The 17,752-nt window shown below is 72.4% G+C and carries 21 protein-coding genes; 4 read left to right on the forward strand and 17 right to left on the reverse strand.

Features of this window, described 5'->3' with window-relative positions:
- Positions 1 to 108: 108 nt before the first annotated feature.
- The 8 genes from rnc to ACH4FX_RS25855 form a co-directional block, all read right to left on the reverse strand.
- The gene (gene rnc, locus ACH4FX_RS25820; RefSeq protein ID WP_398482724.1) at positions 109 to 936 is read right to left on the reverse strand and encodes a ribonuclease III; all 828 of its coding nucleotides are present in this window, start codon (positions 934 to 936) and stop codon (positions 109 to 111) included.
- 19 nt (positions 937 to 955) lie between these two features.
- Entirely contained in the window at positions 956 to 1,129 is a 174-nt protein-coding gene (gene rpmF / locus ACH4FX_RS25825) for a 50S ribosomal protein L32 (protein ID WP_003951102.1), read from the reverse strand.
- 2 nt (positions 1,130 to 1,131) lie between these two features.
- The gene (locus tag ACH4FX_RS25830; protein WP_398482808.1) at positions 1,132 to 1,761 is read right to left on the reverse strand and encodes a YceD family protein; all 630 of its coding nucleotides are present in this window, start codon (positions 1,759 to 1,761) and stop codon (positions 1,132 to 1,134) included.
- Between the two features lie 126 nt (positions 1,762 to 1,887).
- Positions 1,888 to 2,961 carry a cell division initiation protein gene (locus ACH4FX_RS25835; RefSeq protein ID WP_398482810.1) on the reverse strand — a complete coding sequence of 358 codons (1,074 nt, stop codon included), beginning with the start codon at positions 2,959 to 2,961 and terminating at the stop codon, positions 1,888 to 1,890.
- Between the two features lie 97 nt (positions 2,962 to 3,058).
- Positions 3,059 to 3,568 carry a pantetheine-phosphate adenylyltransferase gene (coaD, locus tag ACH4FX_RS25840; protein WP_030185812.1) on the reverse strand — a complete coding sequence of 170 codons (510 nt, stop codon included), beginning with the start codon at positions 3,566 to 3,568 and terminating at the stop codon, positions 3,059 to 3,061.
- Positions 3,565 to 4,149 (reverse strand): 16S rRNA (guanine(966)-N(2))-methyltransferase RsmD, encoded by a 585-nt coding sequence (gene rsmD, locus ACH4FX_RS25845; protein ID WP_398482726.1) that lies wholly within the window; start codon positions 4,147 to 4,149, stop codon positions 3,565 to 3,567. Before rsmD ends, coaD begins: the two co-directional genes overlap by 4 nt.
- Positions 4,150 to 4,303: 154 nt before the next feature.
- A complete protein-coding gene (recG, locus tag ACH4FX_RS25850; protein ID WP_398482728.1) occupies positions 4,304 to 6,517 on the reverse strand; it encodes an ATP-dependent DNA helicase RecG in 2,214 nt (737 codons plus the stop codon).
- Between the two features lie 93 nt (positions 6,518 to 6,610).
- A complete protein-coding gene (locus tag ACH4FX_RS25855) occupies positions 6,611 to 8,320 on the reverse strand; it encodes a DAK2 domain-containing protein (protein WP_398482730.1) in 1,710 nt (569 codons plus the stop codon).
- Positions 8,321 to 8,582: 262 nt separating this feature from the next.
- Here ACH4FX_RS25855 and rpmB point away from each other — a divergent pair, with 262 nt between their 5' ends.
- Complete coding sequence (gene rpmB / locus ACH4FX_RS25860) at positions 8,583 to 8,768, forward strand: 50S ribosomal protein L28 (RefSeq protein ID WP_003984695.1); 186 nt, start codon at positions 8,583 to 8,585, stop codon at positions 8,766 to 8,768.
- 112 nt (positions 8,769 to 8,880) lie between these two features.
- On the opposite strand, the gene thiD is transcribed toward rpmB, so the two are convergent.
- The gene (thiD, locus tag ACH4FX_RS25865; RefSeq protein ID WP_398482732.1) at positions 8,881 to 9,672 is read right to left on the reverse strand and encodes a bifunctional hydroxymethylpyrimidine kinase/phosphomethylpyrimidine kinase; all 792 of its coding nucleotides are present in this window, start codon (positions 9,670 to 9,672) and stop codon (positions 8,881 to 8,883) included.
- A gap of 84 nt (positions 9,673 to 9,756) precedes the next feature.
- A complete protein-coding gene (locus ACH4FX_RS25870) occupies positions 9,757 to 10,737 on the reverse strand; it encodes a thiamine-phosphate kinase (protein ID WP_398482734.1) in 981 nt (326 codons plus the stop codon).
- Between the two features lie 227 nt (positions 10,738 to 10,964).
- Between ACH4FX_RS25870 and ACH4FX_RS25875 the strand changes: the two genes are divergently transcribed.
- Both ACH4FX_RS25875 and ACH4FX_RS25880 read left to right on the forward strand, forming a co-directional pair.
- Positions 10,965 to 11,198 carry an Lrp/AsnC family transcriptional regulator gene (locus tag ACH4FX_RS25875; protein ID WP_398482736.1) on the forward strand — a complete coding sequence of 78 codons (234 nt, stop codon included), beginning with the start codon at positions 10,965 to 10,967 and terminating at the stop codon, positions 11,196 to 11,198.
- 8 nt (positions 11,199 to 11,206) lie between these two features.
- On the forward strand, positions 11,207 to 11,701 hold the full coding sequence (locus ACH4FX_RS25880) for a DUF3515 domain-containing protein (protein ID WP_398482738.1): 495 nt from the start codon (positions 11,207 to 11,209) through the stop codon (positions 11,699 to 11,701).
- 28 nt (positions 11,702 to 11,729) lie between these two features.
- On the opposite strand, the gene ACH4FX_RS25885 is transcribed toward ACH4FX_RS25880, so the two are convergent.
- From ACH4FX_RS25885 to ACH4FX_RS25895, 3 genes are all read right to left on the reverse strand, one after another.
- Positions 11,730 to 12,872 (reverse strand): D-alanine--D-alanine ligase family protein, encoded by a 1,143-nt coding sequence (locus ACH4FX_RS25885; protein ID WP_398482740.1) that lies wholly within the window; start codon positions 12,870 to 12,872, stop codon positions 11,730 to 11,732.
- A 109-nt stretch (positions 12,873 to 12,981) separates the two neighbouring features.
- A complete protein-coding gene (locus ACH4FX_RS25890; protein WP_398482742.1) occupies positions 12,982 to 13,983 on the reverse strand; it encodes an NAD(P)H-dependent glycerol-3-phosphate dehydrogenase in 1,002 nt (333 codons plus the stop codon).
- The gene (locus ACH4FX_RS25895; RefSeq protein ID WP_398482744.1) at positions 13,980 to 14,813 is read right to left on the reverse strand and encodes a lysophospholipid acyltransferase family protein; all 834 of its coding nucleotides are present in this window, start codon (positions 14,811 to 14,813) and stop codon (positions 13,980 to 13,982) included. Before ACH4FX_RS25895 ends, ACH4FX_RS25890 begins: the two co-directional genes overlap by 4 nt.
- Before the next feature lie 140 nt (positions 14,814 to 14,953).
- Between ACH4FX_RS25895 and cofC the strand changes: the two genes are divergently transcribed.
- Positions 14,954 to 15,640 (forward strand): 2-phospho-L-lactate guanylyltransferase, encoded by a 687-nt coding sequence (cofC, locus tag ACH4FX_RS25900; protein ID WP_398482746.1) that lies wholly within the window; start codon positions 14,954 to 14,956, stop codon positions 15,638 to 15,640.
- On the opposite strand, the gene ACH4FX_RS25905 is transcribed toward cofC, so the two are convergent.
- The 4 genes from ACH4FX_RS25905 to leuD all read right to left on the reverse strand — a co-directional run bounded on the left by ACH4FX_RS25905 (position 15,621) and on the right by leuD (position 17,749).
- The gene (locus ACH4FX_RS25905) at positions 15,621 to 15,839 is read right to left on the reverse strand and encodes a hypothetical protein (RefSeq protein ID WP_398482748.1); all 219 of its coding nucleotides are present in this window, start codon (positions 15,837 to 15,839) and stop codon (positions 15,621 to 15,623) included. The two genes, cofC and ACH4FX_RS25905, sit on opposite strands and share 20 nt — an antisense overlap.
- Positions 15,840 to 15,953: 114 nt before the next feature.
- A complete protein-coding gene (locus ACH4FX_RS25910; protein ID WP_398482750.1) occupies positions 15,954 to 16,649 on the reverse strand; it encodes an HU family DNA-binding protein in 696 nt (231 codons plus the stop codon).
- 125 nt (positions 16,650 to 16,774) lie between these two features.
- The gene (locus ACH4FX_RS25915) at positions 16,775 to 17,020 is read right to left on the reverse strand and encodes a hypothetical protein (RefSeq protein ID WP_003984706.1); all 246 of its coding nucleotides are present in this window, start codon (positions 17,018 to 17,020) and stop codon (positions 16,775 to 16,777) included.
- A 135-nt stretch (positions 17,021 to 17,155) separates the two neighbouring features.
- Entirely contained in the window at positions 17,156 to 17,749 is a 594-nt protein-coding gene (gene leuD / locus ACH4FX_RS25920) for a 3-isopropylmalate dehydratase small subunit (protein WP_398482752.1), read from the reverse strand.
- Between the last annotated feature and the right edge of the window lie 3 nt (positions 17,750 to 17,752).

The following is a 17,752-nucleotide window of genomic DNA, read 5'->3' on the forward strand; positions in this document are numbered from 1 at the left end:
CCGTAGGGCCTCGGACGGTTCGGCAAAGCCCCGGCCCCGTCCCGTAAAGCACGGTCCGGCCGCCCTCCCCCGTGCGGGGGCGGACGGCCGGGTACACCGAGTGGGGGCTCAGCCGACGACGGGCGGGTCCCCGGCCGGCGGAACCACGGGCTCCCCGGCCGGCGGCGCGTCCGCGGCCCGCTCGGCCGCTTCGTCCGCCGCCGCGCGGATCGCCCGCCAGGCGGACTCCGCCGCCTGCTGTTCGGCTTCCTTCTTGCTGCGGCCGGTGCCGGTGCCGTACGAGACACCACCGACGCGGGCAGCAGCAGTGAAGGTCTTCTCGTGATCCGGACCGGTCTCGCTGACCAGGTACTCCGGCACACCGAGACCTTCGGTCGCGGTCAGTTCCTGGAGGCTGGTCTTCCAGTCCAGGCCGGCCCCCAGGCCGGCGGACTTCTCGATGAGCGGGTCGAAGAGCCGGTGCACCAGCTCGCCGGCCGCGTCGAGACCCTGGTCGAGATAGACCGCGCCGATCACCGCTTCGAGGGTGTCGGCCAGGATGGATGCCTTGTTGCGGCCACCGGTGCCCTCTTCGCCCCGGCCGAGGCGGATGAAGGCGCCGAGGTCGAGGCCGCGGCCCACCTCGGCGAGCGCCCGCGAGTTGACCACCGCGGCCCGCAGCTTGGCCAGCTGCCCTTCGGGCAGGTCGGGGTGGGTGCGGTACAGCGTGTCCGTGACCACCAGGCCGAGCACCGAGTCGCCGAGGAATTCGAGCCGCTCGTTGGTGGGCAGGCCGCCGTTCTCGTACGCGTACGAGCGGTGCGTCAGCGCACGCACCAGAAGGGCGGACTCGACCTGGTAGCCGAGCCGCCCTTCCAGAAGCGTGTGGGACGAGGCCGTGTCCGCCGGTGCCGTTTCAGCCGCGCGCTTGCGGGGAGACGTAGGGGCGTCTGACATAGAGCCTGTCACCAGCCGATCAGACCTCGAGGACCTGTCGCTTGTTGTAGGTGCCGCAGCTCGGGCACGCGATGTGCTGCTGCTTCGGCTCGTGGCAGCGCTCGCACGCCACCAGGGTGGGGACCGCAGCCTTCCACTGCGACCGGCGGTGGCGCGTGTTGCTGCGCGACATCTTCCGCTTCGGAACAGCCACGGCTACTTCTCCTGCTTCTCGTCGACGCCCGCTTCGGCGCCGCTCATGTTGTCCTTCTCGCCGTCCGGGCCGGTGGCGAGTCCCTGCAGTGCCGCCCAACGGATGTCGACGGCGTCGTGGTGGTGGTCCGGGTCGTCCGCGAGCCGCTCTCCGCACTGGGAGCACAGGCCCGGGCAGTCGTCCCGGCACACCGGCTGCATCGGCAGTGCGAGCACCACCGCATCACGCAGCACGGGTTCGAGGTCGAACAGGTCGTCCTCGAGGAAGAGGGTGTCCTCCTCGTCCTCGGCGTCGTCGCCGGGCTCCGCGGTGCGGACCCGGGCGTCGGCGTCGGGGTAGGAGAACATCTCCTGGAAGTCCGCGTCGAGCTCACGCTCCAGCGGCTCCAGACACCTTACGCACTCCCCCTGGACGGATGCACGGGCGGTGCCTGTGACGAGCACCCCGTCCATGACCGACTCCAGACGGAAGTCGAGTTCCACCGGCGCGCCCTCGGGCACGCCGATGACCTCGTTGCCGAGGTCCCGGGGGGCCTCGACGGTACGGGAGAGCCGCTGCAGCGCACCGGGACGACGCCCCAGATCGCGCGTGTCGAACACGAGCGGGGAACGATGGTCGAGGCGGGCGTTGATGGCTTCCTGCTTTCTACGCTGACGTACGAGCCACCCGTCACCGGCGGTGACCGGGCAGCAGGGATCGCGGACGTACACGCGACCGAAGAGCCAGGATACTGGAACGGTCCCGATAGGCCCAATCCGCTACTGCCGCCCCTCCTCGTACTGCCGCAGCCGGTCCAGGTCGATCATGCTCGTGTCGAAGAGGCTGGTCTCGTCGAGCGCGGCGGGCTGCGCTCCCCGGCCGCCTGCGGCCTGCCCGGGGATCTGGGCCTGCTGGTGCTGCGGCAGGTAGGCCGCGTTCGGGTCATAGGGCTGCTGGTGCTGCTGGGCCTGCGGGTCCGGCCAGCCGTAGCCGTACGGGTCCTGCTGCGCGTACGGGGCCTGCGGATAGCCGTAGGCGTCCTGCTGCCGGTAGGCCGGGTCGGTGTAGTAGCCCTGCTGGGGATCGGGCTGCGGGGGTACGGGGGACTGCGGCGGTACGGGGTCGGCCAGCTCGGCGAGACCGGCGAGGTACTCGGCGTCGCCGGTGTGGCCCGGGTGGCGGCCGTCGGGCTGCGCGGCGAGGTGGGCGCCCAGCTCGTCCGCCGGACGGGCGCCCTGGAGCTTCTGCCGGCCGCGGCCGACCGCCTCCAGGGTCTTGGTCAGTACGGCCTCGAAGGCGCCGAACTTGGCGTCCACGTAGCGGTCGGCGCGCTCCTTGAGCGTCTGCGGGTCGGCGCTGTGCTCGGGCTGCCGGACACCGTCCTCGTCCTCGTGGCCGTCCTCGCCCGGCGCGCGGCCGAGCAGCTTCTCGCGGCCGCGGTCGACCGAGCCGATGGTCTTGGTGAGGACGACCTCGAAGTTGGCCAGTTTGCTGTCCACGTAGTCGTCGGCCTCGGCGCGGATCTCCTCGGCCTCGCGCCGGGCCTCGGCGAGGATCCGGTCGGCCTCGGCCTGCGACCGCCGGGCCACCTCGGTGTCGGAGATCAGCGAGCCGCGGTGGGCGTTGGCGGACTCGATGATCCGCTCCGCCTCGGCGCGGGCCTCCTCGACCATCCGCTCGCGGCCGCCGAGCAGTTCCTGGGCCTCGGCGAGCGACCCGGGCAGGGCGGCGCGCACCTCCTCCAGCATGGCGAGCAGCTCGGCGCGGTTGACCACGCACGAGGCCGACATGGGCATGGACCGGGCGCTGCCGACGGTCCGGACGATCTCGTCGAGCTTCTTCTGCACGTCCACCTTGGACTCGCCACTTTCCGGGTCGGTACGACGGAACGGGGACGACTGTACGTCCACAGACCCCCGCACCGACACCTGCTGACGAGGCGTCAGCGGATCACTTGGCGCCGAGCCGTGCGGTCAGCTCCTCCAGGACGAAGGGCGGCACGAGGTGGGAGACGTCGCCGCCCCATGCCGCGACCTCCTTGACCAGACTGGAGGAGAGGAAGCTGTAGGTGGGGCTGGTGGGGATGAAGAGGGTCTCGACGCCGGAGAGGCCGTTGTTCATCTGGGCCATCTGGAGCTCGTAGTCGAAGTCGCTGACCGCGCGCAGCCCCTTGACGATGGCGGGGATGTCACGCTGCTTGCAGAAATCGACGAGCAGGCCGTGGAAGGACTCGACCTCGACGTTGCCGTACTCGGCGGTGGCGCGGCGGATCAGGTCGATCCGCTCGTCGATCGAGAACAGGCCCTGCTTGGCCTTGTTGATCATCACGGTGACGTGGACGACGTCATAGAGCCGGGAGGCCCGGGCGATGATGTCCAGGTGCCCGTTGGTGATGGGGTCGAACGACCCCGGACAGACTGCGCGGCGCACGTGAGTCTCCTCGCTCTCCGGTCCGGTCATGACGCGTTGTCGCACGTCGAAGCGGCGCGACCGTACCAAAGCGTTCCCTCGCCGTAGCGCCGGGACCGAATCGGCTCGAACCCGTCCGGCCAGGGGAACGGACCGCCTCTGGTGCTCCGCTCCACGGTGACGAGTGCCTCGTCGGCACACCAGCCCCGTCGGCGGAGTGTGAGCAGGATCTCTCCAAGATCGCTGTTGGTGACGGCGTACGGCGGGTCGAGGAAGACCACGTCGTACGGGTCGGCGGGGGCCGCTCCGGCGGCCACCTGCTCGGCCTTGCCGGCCCGCACCTCGGCGCCCGGCAGGCCGAGGGTGCGGACGTTGTCGCGGATGGTGCGGACGGCGCGGGCGTCGGCCTCGACCAGCAGGACGTGCGCGGCACCGCGGGACAGCGCCTCCAGGCCCACGGCGCCGGAGCCGCCGTACAGGTCCAGCACCCGGGCACCGGCCAGCGGGCCGTACAGCGACTCCCAGGTGGAGAACAGGCCCTCGCGCGCCCGGTCGGAGGTCGGGCGGGTGCCGTTGCCGGGGGGCACGGCCAGGCGCCGGCCGCCGGCCGCGCCGGCGATCACGCGGGTCATGGGTCCTCGGTCCTTCACGCTGCGGAGGGGAACGGTCCGCCTGCGCGGACCACTCCCCCACGATATGGCGTCGGACGGCCCGGGGCCGCGCCGGCCGGACCCGGGCCGGGCCCGCGGCCCGTGGGACGGCCCCGGCCGGACCGGGCGCGGGCGCTCAGCCCTTGTCGAGGTACTGCTCGCGCTCGGCGTCCAGCAGGGCCTGGAGGGCGATGCGCAGCTCCGGGTAGCCCGCCAGCTCGGGGTCGGCGGCGACCACCGAGGTGGCCTCCTCGCGGGCGGCCTCGATGACCTGCTCGTCCTCGATGACGGCGAGCATCCGCAGGGACGTACGGGCGCCGGACTGGGCCTGGCCGAGGACGTCGCCCTCGCGGCGCTGCTCCAGGTCGATCCGGGACAGCTCGAAGCCGTCGAGGGTGCCGGCCACCGCGGCGAGCCGGGCGCGCGCGGGACTGGCCTCGGGCATCTCGCTGACCAGCAGGCACAGGCCGGGCGCCGCGCCGCGGCCGACCCGGCCGCGCAGCTGGTGCAGCTGGGAGACGCCGAAGCGGTCCGCGTCCATGATCACCATGGCGGTGGCGTTGGGCACGTTCACGCCGACCTCGATGACGGTGGTCGCCACCAGCGCGTCCACCTCGCCGGCCGCGAACCGGCGCATCACCGCGTCCTTGTCGTCCGGGTGCATCCGGCCGTGCAGCACCTCGACGCGCAGTCCGGCGAGCGGGCCCTTGAGGAGCTGGTCGGCGACCTCCAGCACGGCCAGCGGCGGGCGCTTGTCCGCGTCCCCGCCGTCCCCGCCGTCCCCGGCCTCCTGCGCGGACTTCTGCTTCCCGCCCTTGGCCTTCGGCGCGTCCTCCTCGTCGCCGATGCGGGGGCAGACCACGTACGCCTGGTGGCCGGCCTCGACCTCCTCGCGCACCCGCTCCCAGGCCCGGGCGAGGAAGTGCGGCTTGTCCTTGGCCGGCACGACGTGGCTGGCGATCGGCGAGCGGCCGGCGGGGAGCTGGTCCAGCACGGACGTCTCCAGGTCGCCGAAGACGGTCATGGCGACCGTACGGGGAATGGGGGTGGCCGTCATGACGAGCAGGTGCGGCGGCTGCTTGCCCTTGCCGCGCAGGGCGTCGCGCTGCTCGACGCCGAAGCGGTGCTGCTCGTCGACGACGACCAGCCCGAGGTCGTGGAACCGGACCTTGTCCTCGATGAGCGCGTGGGTGCCGATGACGATGCCGGCCTCGCCCGTGACGAGGTCGAGCAGGGCCTGGCGGCGGGCGGCGGCACCCATCGAGCCGGTCAGCAGCACCACCTTGGTGCCCTGCTCGGCCCCGCCCAGCATCCCTCCCTCGGCCAACTCCCCCATCATCTCGGTGATGGACCGGTGGTGCTGCTGGGCCAGCACCTCGGTGGGCGCGAGCATCGCCGCCTGACCGCCGGTGTCCACGACGGCGAGCATCGCGCGCAGCGCGACCAGCGTCTTGCCGGAGCCCACCTCGCCCTGGAGGAGGCGGTGCATCGGATGGTCGGTGGCCAGGTCGTCGAAGATCTCGCGGCTGACCTTCCGCTGGCCTTCGGTGAGGGTGAAGGGCAGCTTCGCGTCGAACGCGTCGAGCAGCCCGCCGGGCGTCAACGGGCGCGGAGTGGCGGGAAGTTGGGTCTCGGCCATCCGGCGGCGGGCCAGCGCCACCTGGAGGACGAACGCCTCGTCCCACTTCAGCCGGGAGCGTGCGTCCTCGACGTCGGCCTTCGTGCGCGGCCGGTGGACCTTCTCCAGGGCCTCCGGGAGCGGCAGCAGGGCCCGCCCCGCGCGCAGCGCCTCGGGCAGCGGGTCGAGCGCCTCGCGCGCGCTGGGCAGCACGGCGTCGACGGCCTTGCTGATCTTCCAGGAGGCCATCTGCTGGCAGGCCGGGTAGATCGGCATGAGGCGGCCCGCGAAGGCATCCACGGCCTCCTCGCCGCCCTCGCCCTCCAGCAGCGCGTATTCGGGGTGGGCCAGCTGCAGTTTGCGGTTGAAGACCGAGACCTTGCCCGCGAACATGGCGCGGCGGCCGGGCAGCAGGTCCTTGTGCGGTTTGTGGATGCCCTTGCCGAAGAAGACGAGCTGGAGCCGGCCGCTGCCGTCGGTGAGGGTCACTTCCAGACGCTGGCCGCGGCCGTGGTTGAACTTCAGCACCCGGGCGTCGGCGACCCGCGCGACGACCGTGACGTGTTCGTCCAGCGGCAGGTCGGAGAGCCGGGTCAGCTCACCGCGCTCCGCGTATCTGCGCGGATAGTGGTGCAGCAGGTCCCCGACCGTGTTCAGGCCGAGCTGCTCGGCCATCACCTTGGCGGTGGTGCCACCGAGAATCTTCTTCAGGGGTTCGTCGAGCGCGGACACGCAGACCATTGCACACCACGCCACTGACATCGGGCGGCAAGCCCCGGTTTCCGCCGGGGGCCGGGCCGGTTTTCCCCGCCGCCCGGAAACGCGTCATTCGACGCCGATGAGCAGCGGGGCACCGCGCTGCCCGCCTTCGTAGACGACGGTGTCCACGGCCAGATAACGCTCCCGTACGTGCCTTTCCAGGCGTTCCGCGAGGGAATCGGGGAATTCCGCGCCCAGCACGAGCGTCACCATTTCCCCGCCGGCGGAGAGCATCCGGTCCAGGACGGTCGTCGCGGTCCCGGCGAGGTCGGAGCCGATCACCGCCACGTCCCCGTCGATGAGGCCGAGCACGTCCCCGGCCTGGCAGACCCCGGCCATCGTCCAGGACTGCCGTTCCGCGACGGCCAGCTCCGCGTAGCGGGTGGCGCCCGCGGCGGCGGTCATGGCCACCACGTCCTCGTCGAAGCTGCGGGCCGGCTCGTGCACGGCCAGCGCGGCGATCCCCTGGACGGCGGCGCGGGTGGGGATCAGCGCGACCCGTACGCCTTCGGTACGGGCCTGCTCGGCCGCGGCCGCCGCGGTGTGCCGCAGCTCGGGGTCGTTGGGCAGCAGCATCACCTCGCGGGCGTGCGCCTGCCGGATCGCCTGGACCAGTTCGCCGCTGGCGGGCGGCTCCCCGGGGCGTACGGTCACCGCGGTCGCGCCCGCCTCGGCGCACAGCCCGGCGAGGCCGTCGCCCGGTACCACCGCCACCACGGCGCGTGCCGCCGGCTCCGGCTCGCGGCGGCGGGCCGTCCGGCCCCCGTCGGCCGCCCCGAAGTGGGTGATGCGGATGCGGTACGGGCGGCCCGCCTCGATGCCCGCTTCGACGGCGGCGCCCGCGTCGTCCACGTGGACGTGCACGTTCCACAGGCCGTCCCCGCCGACCACCACCAGGGAGTCGCCGAGACCGTCCAGGCGCGCGCGCAGCCGGGCCACGGCGGCGTCGTCCGCCTCCAGGAGGTAGATCACTTCGAAGGCCGGCCCGTCCGGGTCCCCGTCGCCGTGCGGCCCGCCCCGGCCCGCCGCGTCGCCGTCCGCCGCCGGGCAGTCCCCGGCCGCCGGAACGGGGGCGTCCGGCCGTACGGCGATCGCCGCGGTCGGCACCTCCCCGGACAGCGCCCCGGCGAGCGCGCCCAGCAGCGCGACCAGGCCGCAGCCGCCCGCGTCCACGACGCCCGCCCGGCCCAGGACCGCCAGCTGGCCCGGCGTCGCCTCCAGGGCCGTACGCGCTCCCTCGTACGCGGCCCGCGCCACCGCCGCCGGGCTCCCGTCGGCCCGCTCCGCCGCCCGGGCGGCCACGGTGGCGACCGTCAGGACGGTGCCTTCCACGGGGTGCGCCACGGCTTCGTACGTCGACTCGGCCGCCCGCCGCAAGGCCCGCTTCAGCGCGGTGGCCGCGCCGTGGCCGCCGTCCGCGGCGCCGTCGGTCCGCCCGTCGCCGTCCGCGCCGTCTCCGAGGATCTCGGCCATGCCGCGCAGCAGCTGCGCGAGGATCGTGCCGGAATTGCCGCGCGCCCCGATCAGGGCCCCGTGCGCCATGGCGCCGACGGCGTCGGCCAGACCGGGCGCGGTGCCCGAGGCGCCGTGTCCGTCGAAGGCGGCCTCGACCGCGCGGGCCGCGGACTCCACGGTCAGGTACAGATTGGTGCCGGTGTCCCCGTCGGCCACCGGATAGACGTTGATCGCGTCGATCCGCTCACGCTCGCGGCCCAGGGCCTGGAGCGCCAGGGCGCACCAGGTGCGTACCGCAGCGGCGTCGAGCGGGTGCGGCACCGTCGTCCTCCTAGGCCAGCGGCCCGTGGCGGGCTCGGCTCGGTCATGCGATCCACCGCACAGTAGTCGCGGGCGGGGCCGTCCGCCGGGGCGGGGCCCGGGGCGCTCGTGGTAGTTTCGTTCTGCGGGAGTGGTCGTTGTATGCTGCTCCGGTTGCCCGATGCGAATCGGGCCATTCCTCTCCTGGCGAAGCCGGTCGGTTCAATGCACTCCGCTCGTCGGGATTTCACCGTAAGTGCATCTGAAGTCTTTGGAGTGACCCGTGGCTGCCAACTGCGACGTCTGCGGCAAGGGGCCGGGCTTCGGCAAGAGCGTTTCCCACTCGCACCGCCGTACCAACCGTCGTTGGAACCCCAACATCCAGACGGTGCGCGCGGTCATCGGGCGCACGCCGAAGCGGCTCAACGTCTGCACCTCGTGCATCAAGGCCGGCAAGGTCTCGCGCTGACGTCATAGTCGTAGCGCAGCCCCCGCCGGTTGCCTGAAAGCCGGTCCACTTCGGTGGACCGGCTTTTTGCCGTACCCGCGCGCAGGGGCGCCGTACGGCAGCCGGGCGGCGTCTACCCGCGCAGCCGCCACCCGTGGTCCACCGGCCCGATCCCCGCGCCCAGCCGGAAGCCGCCCGCGATGGCCCCGGTGACGTACTCCTTGGCCGCCGCGACGGCCTCCGGGACGCCGTCTCCCTTGGCGAGCTGCGCGGCGACGGCGCTGGCGAGCGTGCAGCCGGTGCCGTGGGTGTGCCGGTTGTCGTGCCGCGGGGCGCGCAGCCAGTGCTCCTCGGTGCCGTCGGTGAGCAGGTCGACGGCGTCGCCCTCCAGGTGACCGCCCTTGATCAGCACCCATCGCGGCCCGAAGCCGAGGACCGCGGCGGCGGCGCGCGGCAGGTCCGCCTCCTCCCGGACCCGTACGCCGGTGAGCTGGGCGACCTCGTCGAGGTTGGGGGTGGCGAGGGTGGCGGTGGGCAGCAGCTTCGTACGGACCGCGTCCAGGGCCGCGGCGGCCAGCAGCGTGTCGCCGTGCTTGGAGACGCCCACCGGGTCGATCACGACGGGCGCCGCCATCCCGGCGAGCAGCTCCGCGACGGTCTCGACCAGCTCCGGCGAGGCGAGCATGCCGGTCTTGACGGCCTGGACGCCGATGTCGTCCACGACGCTGCGGAACTGGGCCCGTACGGCTTCCGCGGGCAGCTCCCACGCGCCCTGCACGCCCAGCGAATTCTGCGCGGTGACGGCGGTCAGCACGCTCATGCCGTGCGTGCCGAGCGCCAGCATCGTCTTCAGGTCGGCCTGGATGCCCGCGCCGCCGCCGGAGTCGGACCCGGCGACGGTCAGGACGCGTGGAGGAGTGCGCATGGCGGCGAATCTACCGGCGCCCCGGGCGGGCCGGGGCCGAGGGGGCGGCGCGAGGCGGGGCCCCGGGGCCTGGGGCCGGGCCGCTCAGCTCCCGGCCGGTTCGCCGTCCTGGTCGTCGCCGAAGTGGTCCCAGCCCGCCTTGGCCCACGGCGCCCCGTCCACCGTGACCTGCGGCAGCGCCGACGGGTGCAGCACCTCGCCGATCACCTTCCAGCGGGCGGGCAGCTTCACGTCCGGCGGGAACGTGGCCACGATCGCGTGGTCCTCGCCCCCGTTGAGCACCCACTGCATCGGGTCCACGCCGACCGCCGTACCGATGTCGGACATCTGGGAGGGGATGTCGATCTGGCCCGAGCGCAGGTCGATGCGGACCTTGCTGGCCTCGGCGATGTGGCCGAGGTCGGCGACCAGGCCGTCGCTGACGTCCGTCATGGCGGTGGCGCCGAGGCCGGCCGCCGCCGGGCCCGCGTGGTACGGCGGTTCGGGGCGGCGGTGCGCCTCCACGAAGGCGCGCGGGGAGCGGAAGCCGCGGGCCAGGACCGCGTGCCCGGCCGCCGACCAGCCCAGCCAGCCGGTGACGGCCACCACGTCGCCGGGCTGGGCACCGGATCGGGTGACCGGCTCCTGGTTGCGCAGGTCGCCCAGGGCGGTGATCGCGACGGTGATCGTGTCGCCGCGCACCACGTCGCCGCCCACCACGGCGGCGCCCGCCACCTGGCACTCGTCGCGCAGCCCGTCCATCAGCTCGGTCGCCCAGGTCGCGGGCAGTTCGGCGGGGACGACCAGGCCGAGCAGGATGGCGGTGGGCACCGCGCCCATCGCGGCGATGTCGGCCAGGTTCTGCGCGGCGGCCTTGCGGCCCACGTCGTAGGCGGTGGACCAGTCGCGGCGGAAGTGCCGCCCTTCGAGGAGGACGTCGGTGCTGGCCACGACCCGGCGGTCCGGCGCGGTGACCACCGCGGCGTCGTCGCCCGGTCCGATCCGTACGGCCGGGGTGGCGGTGAGCCGGGAGGTCAGCTCCCTGATCAGCCCGAACTCTCCCAGCTCGCCCACGGTGCCCTTCATGCTGCTGCCCTTCCGATGCGTACGGACGATCCGTACTGCGCTGCCGATCCGTACTCCACTACCGCGCGGCCGGCCCGTGCTCCCCCTGGGCGGACGGCCGTCGCGCCGCCCCTGGTTGCGCCGCGCACCGCGTTCCCGGCGGCGCGGGTCTCCCCGGCGCGCGCGCCGACGCGGTACCGTGGCGTCCCTTCTTCCCACATGATCCTCGAAGCCGCCCTGGAGGTCCCGTGGTACAGGCGTACATCCTGATCCAGACCGAGGTGGGCAAGGCGTCGGCCGTCGCGGAAGTGATCGCCAAGATCCCCGGCGTGATCCAGGCCGAGGACGTCACCGGTCCGTACGACGTGATCGTGCGGGCCCAGGCCGAGACGGTCGACGAACTCGGCCGCATGGTGGTCGCCAAGGTCCAGCAGGTGGACGGCATCACCCGCACCCTGACCTGCCCGGTGGTCCATCTCTAGCTCCCCGTATGCTCGGCCGGGTGATCTCCTCGTCGCGCCGGCTGCTGACACCGGCCCTGCTCACCGTGGCGTTCGCCGCGGTGAGCTGCTCGTCCTCGACCCCCGTCGCCGCCCCCGCGCCCGAGGGCGCGTCCGCGCGGCAGTGCCGGGCGCTCCAGAAGGAGTTGCCGCGGACCGTGGACGGGCTGGAGCGCGGCACCGCCGAGCCGGTCTCGGACTTCACCGCCGTCTGGGGCGATCCCGCCGTCCGGCTGCGGTGCGGCGTGGCCAAGCCCGCCGTGCTGGTGCCTGGGAGTGAACATTACAACCCCGGTGCGGACGCGGCGGAGGTCAACGGTGTCGAGTGGCTCTTCGAGAAGCAGGGGGACGAGGGGTACCGCTTCACGACCGTGCTGCGCAAGACGTACGTCGAGGTGAGCGTGCCGAAGAAGTACGCCCCCGAGGTCGATGTGCTCACCGACCTCGCGGACGCCGTCAAGAAGACGGTGCCGGCCGGGGTGTGAGGCCCCGGCCGGGTGCGGCCCGGGGGCCTCAGCGCAGGCCCGTGGAGCGCCGCAGCGCCGCCTGGACCAGCCGGTCGATCAGCTCCGGGTAGGCGACGCCGCTCTCCTGCCACATCCGCGGGTACATCGAGATGGGCGTGAAGCCGGGCATCGTGTTGATCTCGTTGATGACGTAGGTGCCGTCGTCCTGGAGGAAGAAGTCCACGCGGGCCAGGCCCTCGCAGGACAGCGCCTCGAAGGCACGGACGGCCAGCTCCTGGACCTCGGCGGTCTGCTCCGCGGTCAGCGGGGCGGGCACGATGCCGGTGGCCGAGTCGATGTACTTGGCCTCGAAGTCGTAGAAGGTGTGGTCGGAGACGGGCGGGATCTCGGCCGGGAGGCTGCCGCGCGGCCCGTCCTCGAATTCCAGCACCCCGCACTCGATCTCGCGACCGGTGAGCAGCGCCTCCACCAGGATCTTCGGGTCGTGGCGGCGCGCCTCCTCGATGGCCGCGTCCAGGCCGGAGAGGTCGTCGACCTTGCTGATGCCCATGGAGGACCCGGCACGGGCGGGCTTGACGAAGACCGGCCAGCCGTGCCGTCCGGCGAAGTCCGCGATCCGCTCGCGGGCCGCGGCGGCCCGGTCCTCCTGCTCCCACTCGCGGGGGCGGACGACCTCGTACGGGCCGACCGGCAGCCCGTAGGAGACGAACACCCGCTTCATGTACTCCTTGTCCATGCCGGCGGCCGAGGCGAGGACACCCGAGCCGACGTAGGGGACGCCGGAGAGCTCCAGGAGGCCCTGGACCGTGCCGTCCTCGCCGTACGGGCCGTGCAGGACGGGGAAGACGACGTCCACCTCGCCCAGTGCCTTGGGCGCCGAGCCGGGTTCGCTGTAGACGACCTCGCGGCTGGTCGGGTCCGAGGGGAGCAGAACGGCGCCCTCGGCGGATTCGGCCAGCTCCGTGACGCTCGGCAGCCGACGGTCGGTGAAGACCATCCGCTCGGGATCGTCGGCGGTCAGGGCCCAACGGCCGTCCGGGGTGATGCCGATGGGCAGCACCTCGTACTTCTCGCGGTCGATGGCGGCCAGCACGGCGCCCGCGGTCACCACGGAGACGGCGTGTTCGGAGCTGCGGCCACCGAACACGACGGCGACGCGGGGCTTCTGGGGAGGGGTCTCGCTGCTCATATCGCGTTGAGCGTACCTGCTGCCCCAGGCGGAGTCAGTGCCGCGGCGGCCCCGGGGGCGCCGTCCGGCCGTGGCCGGAAGCCGTACCGGCCCCGGCGCGGCGCGGCGGTCAGTGGCGCTCGGGCTTGGCGCTGCGCGACATCAGCTCCTTGAGGGCCACCAGCGGCGGCTTGCCCTCGTGGACGATGCCCACGACCGTCTCGGTGATCGGCATGTCGACGGCGTGCCGGCGGGCCAGTTCCAGCACCGACTCGCAGGACTTGACGCCCTCGGCGGTCTGCCTGGTGACCGCGATGGTCTCCGCCAGGGTCATGCCGCGGCCGAGGTTGGCGCCGAACGTGTGGTTGCGGGACAGCGGCGAGGAGCAGGTGGCGACCAGGTCGCCCATGCCGGCGAGGCCGGCGAAGGTGTGCGCGTCGGCGCCCATCGCCAGGCCCAGCCGGGTGGTTTCGGCGAGGCCGCGGGTGATCAGGGAGGCCTTGGCGTTGTCGCCCAGCCCCATGCCGTCGGCGATGCCGACCGCCAGCGCGATGACGTTCTTGACCGCACCGCCCAGCTCGGCGCCGACCACGTCGGTGTTGGTGTACGGGCGGAAGTACGGGGTGTGGCAGGCGGCCTGGAGACGCCGGGCCACCGCCTCGTCCGCGCAGGCGACGACCGCGGCGGCGGGCTGCCGGGCGGCGATCTCCTTGGCGAGGTTGGGGCCGGTCAGCACCGCGACCCGCTCGGCGGGGGCCTTGGCGACCTCCTCGACGACCTCGCTCATCCGCTTGGCGGTGCCCAGTTCGACGCCCTTCATCAGGGAGACCAGGACGGTGTCGGCGGGCAGCAGCGGCGCCCATTCGGCGAGGTTGCCGCGCAGGGTCTGGGAGGGGACGGCCAGGACGGTGAAATCGGCGCCGTGCGCGGCCTCGGCCGGGTCGGTGGTGGCCCGTACGGACGCGGGCAGTTCCGCGTCCGGCAGGTAGTCGGGGTTGGTCCGGCCGGTGTTGATGGCGTCGACCAGGCCCGCTCTGCGGCCCCACAGGGTCACCTCGCAGCCCGCGTCACCGAGCACCATCGCGAATGCGGTTCCCCAGGACCCCGTGCCGTAGACGGCGCAGCGCGTCACTTGCCTTCATCCTCCTGTGTCTTCGGTGCCTGGTCGTCCAGTTTCACGCCCCGCTCGTCCAGCTCGCGCGCCCGCTCGGCCGCCTCCCGCTCGCGGCGGGCCCGGCCGCGCCGGGCGGCGACGGCCTTCTTGTGGTCGTACGGCTCGGCGGGCGCCGGCTCGCCGCGGACCTCGGCCAGCAGTTCGGTGACGGCGGCCATGACCTTGTCGGTCACCGCGCGCAGCACCTCGGCGGTCGGCTCCTTGCCGTAGAACTCGCTCAGGTCGACCGGCGGCCCCGCCTTGACCCGCAGCGTCTTGCGCGGGAACAGGCGCAGCTTCTTCTCCTTGGCGTAGGGCGGCATCACCTCGTTGGCGCCCCACTGGGCCACCGGGATCACCGGCGCCTTGGTGAGCAACGCCACCCGGGCGGCCCCGGTCTTGCCCTGCATGGGCCACAGGTCGGGGTCGCGGGTGAGGGTGCCCTCGGGGTAGAAGGCGACGCATTCGCCCTTGTTGATGGCGGCCACCGCGGCGCGGAAGGCCACCGCGGCGTCGGTCGATTCCCGGTAGACCGGGATCTGGCCGGTGCCGCGCATCATCAGGCCGACAAAGCCGCCCTTGAAGAGCCCGGACTTGGCGAGGAATCGCGGGACCCGTCCGGTGTTGTACTGGTAGTGCGCGTACGACAGCGGGTCCAGATACGAGTTGTGGTTGACCGCGGTGATAAATCCGCCGTCGGCGGGAATGTGCTCCATTCCCTGCCAGTCCCGCTTGAACAGAACCAGGAGCGGCGGTTTGCAGATGACCGCGGCCAAGCGGTACCAGAAGCCGATTCTGCGGCGGGACACTGGGACACCCTCCTTGTGGGATCTGCTGAGCTGCTGCGACCCGGCAGCCGCACAAGTGTCGCCCCAGGTACCCGCTATGTCGAGAACACCGTAACCCCGCCGCTCACGGATGGCGGTGGCGGCAGGTGAGAATGAGGGCGATGCGATCTGACGGAGCGGACGCCGGCTGGAGCCTGGTGGTGCCGCTGAAACCCCTGGTACGGGCGAAGAGCAGGCTGTCCGGGGCGGCGGGCGAGCAGCTGCGGCCGCAGTTGGCACTGGCGTTCGCGCTGGACACCGTGACGGCTGCGCTGGCCTGCGAAGACGTCGCGGATGTGGCGGTTGTCACGGACGACCGGCTGGCCGGGGAACGGCTGACGGCGCTCGGGGCGCGGGTCGTCGCGGACCTTCCGGGACGCGGCTTGAACGCGGCGCTGGCGTACGGGGCGCAGGAGGCGCGCCGGCTGCGCCCCGCCGCGCCTGTCGCGGCGCTGAACGCGGATCTCCCGGCGTTGCGCCCGGCGGAACTGCGCCGGGTGCTGCGGGCCGCCGCCGCATTTCCCCGGGCATTTCTCACGGATGCGGCGGAAATCGGTACGACACTGCTGTCCGCGGCTCCCGGAGTGGAATTGGCGCCCGCTTTCGGGGGGCCGTCCCGGGCGCGGCACCGGGAATCCGGGGCACACGAGATCGTGCTGCCGGGCACCGAATCCGTCCGCCGGGACGTGGACACCGGCACGGATCTGCTGGCCGCGCTGGAACTGGGCGTGGGGCGGCACACCGCGCTCTGTGTGCCGCGGATACGGGCCCGCGCGGACGCGGAGGGCGTCAGAACGTCTGGAGCGTGACGAGCACGATGCGGCGCCCGTCGGTCTCCTGGCCGCCGGCCTCGCCCTCGACCTCGATGCGCACCCGCTGCCCGGGCCGCAGCAGCCGCAGGCCGCCCGCGTCGAAGGCCGCCGTGTCGAAGGGCAGCGGCGTGCCGTCGTCGAGCAGCACGCTGCCGGAACGGGTCTGGGCGTCGTAGGTGTACGCGGTGGCCTGCATGCGGACCAGCCTAGACGGCACGGGGCGCGGGCCGGGCGCGCACCGGCCGGGACGCACCGCGGGCCGGACTCCCCGGGGGGAGTCCGGCCCGACGCGTGGCGTCGCCGCTGCTGATTACCGCTTGCGGGCGGTGGTCTTCTTGGCGGTGGTCTTGCGGGCCGTGGTCTTCTTGGCCGGGGCCTTCTTCGCCGTCGCCTTCTTCGCGGGCGCGGTCTTCTTGGCCGTCGCCTTCTTGGCGGTGGTGGCGGCCTTCTTGGCCGGGGTGGCCTTCTTGGCGGTGGCCGTGGTCTTCTTGGCCGCCGACTTCTTCGCCGTGGCGGTGGTCTTCTTCGCCGGCGTGGCCGTCGTCTTCTTCGCCGTGGTGGTCTTCTTCGCCGGCGTGGCCTTCTTGGCGGTGGCCGTGGTCTTCTTCGCGGCCGACTTCTTGGCGGTGGCCTTCTTCGCGGCGGCCTTGGCCGTCGTACGGGTGGAAGAACCGCCCGAGAGGCTGCCCTTGGGAGCCTTCTTGACGGCCACGTCGTTCTTCGGGAGCTTCTTCGAGCCGCTGACCAGGTCCTTGAAGCCCTGACCCGCGCGGAAACGCGGTACCGAGGTCTTCTTGACCCGCACCCGCTCACCCGTCTGCGGGTTGCGGGCGTACCGGGCCGGCCGGTCGACCTTCTCGAACGAACCGAATCCGGTGACCGATACACGGTCGCCGGAGACAACTGCACGCACGATTGCGTCCAGTACCGCGTCCACCGCGTCGGCGGCGTTCTGACGGCCGCCGAGCTTGTCGGCAATGGCTTCTACGAGCTGCGCCTTGTTCACGTCTTCCCCTTCGGAGACATTGCTGGAACGAAAGTGTTCAAGCCTTTTCGCACGTTAGGCAGATATATACCGCAAATCAAACACGAAACGGGCTAATCACCCTTGTGCCGCAACGAACTCGACCTTCACGGAGTTCCGTCGGCGTGCACGTCTTCGGGAAAGCGACCCTCGTCGAGGTCGTTCATGAACCACTCCAGACGCCTTGCCGCGTCCGCCAGATCGTGTTTCGCCGCCGCCGTGATGACGAGCAGCTTCCGGGTCAGCGCCATGCGTACGCCCTCCGGGACTTGCAGTGTCCGCACTCGTGTGTGTGCGTCCTTGAGTCGGTCGGCGACGAGACCGTAGAGCTCGAGTTGGTCGTCGCGTTCCATGCGCTAATTGTGCCATCTGCGGCGAGTTGTCGCTTCACGGGGCCTCAACGGCAGCCTTCACACGCCGATGCGCCCCCTGCCAACTAGCAAGGGGCGCATCGTACGCAATAAGGCTTTGAGCCAAAAAACCCGAGGTCAGACTACTACCGTACGCGGCTTGAACGACGGCCTGTTCGCCTCGTACCGGGCGATGGCCTCCTCCTCCCGAAGGGTGAGGCTGATGTCGTCCAGGCCCTCCAGCAGTCGCCAGCGCGCGTTTTCGTCCAGCTCGAACCCAGCGGTGATGCCCGGTGCCCGGACCTGCCGGCCGACGAGGTCGACGGTGACCTCCGCGGCGGGGTCCGCCTCGGCGAGCTGCTGCAGCGCCTCGACGGTCTCCTGCGGGAGCACGACGGTCAGCAGTCCGTTCTTCAGCGAGTTGCCCCGGAAGATGTCCGCGAAACGCGACGAGACGACGGCCTTGAAGCCGTAGTTCTGCAGCGCCCACACGGCGTGCTCACGGGAGGAGCCGGTGCCGAAGTCCGGCCCGGCGACCAGCACCGTCGCTCCCCGGTACGCCTCCTGGTTCAGCACGAACTGGGGATCCTTGCGCCACGCCTCGAAGAGCCCGTCCTCGAAGCCGTCGCGGGTGACCTTCTTGAGCCAGTGCGCCGGGATGATCTGGTCGGTGTCCACGTTGCTGCGGCGCAGCGGGACGGCCCGGCCGGTGTGCGTGGTGAAAGCTTCCATGGT

It is taken from the genome of Streptomyces sp. NPDC018019 (assembly GCF_044327805.1).
Classification (GTDB): Bacteria; Actinomycetota; Actinomycetes; order Streptomycetales; family Streptomycetaceae; genus Streptomyces.

Bases quoted from the DNA above. Each gene is read 5' to 3' on its own strand.
- coaD (WP_030185812.1), bottom strand. From the start codon at position 3,568: ATGACCGGACCGGAGAGCGAGGAGACTCACGTGCGCCGCGCAGTCTGT.
- ACH4FX_RS25905 (WP_398482748.1), bottom strand. From the start codon at position 15,839: ATGCAGGCCACCGCGTACACCTACGACGCCCAGACCCGTTCCGGCAGC.
- rnc (WP_398482724.1), bottom strand. From the start codon at position 936: ATGTCAGACGCCCCTACGTCTCCCCGCAAGCGCGCGGCTGAAACGGCA.
- rsmD (WP_398482726.1), bottom strand. From the start codon at position 4,149: ATGACCCGCGTGATCGCCGGCGCGGCCGGCGGCCGGCGCCTGGCCGTG.
- leuD (WP_398482752.1), bottom strand. From the start codon at position 17,749: ATGGAAGCTTTCACCACGCACACCGGCCGGGCCGTCCCGCTGCGCCGC.
- ACH4FX_RS25885 (WP_398482740.1), bottom strand. From the start codon at position 12,872: ATGAGCAGCGAGACCCCTCCCCAGAAGCCCCGCGTCGCCGTCGTGTTC.
- ACH4FX_RS25880 (WP_398482738.1), top strand. From the start codon at position 11,207: ATGCTCGGCCGGGTGATCTCCTCGTCGCGCCGGCTGCTGACACCGGCC.
- ACH4FX_RS25915 (WP_003984706.1), bottom strand. From the start codon at position 17,020: ATGGAACGCGACGACCAACTCGAGCTCTACGGTCTCGTCGCCGACCGA.
- ACH4FX_RS25870 (WP_398482734.1), bottom strand. From the start codon at position 10,737: ATGAAGGGCACCGTGGGCGAGCTGGGAGAGTTCGGGCTGATCAGGGAG.
- thiD (WP_398482732.1), bottom strand. From the start codon at position 9,672: ATGCGCACTCCTCCACGCGTCCTGACCGTCGCCGGGTCCGACTCCGGC.
- cofC (WP_398482746.1), top strand. From the start codon at position 14,954: ATGCGATCTGACGGAGCGGACGCCGGCTGGAGCCTGGTGGTGCCGCTG.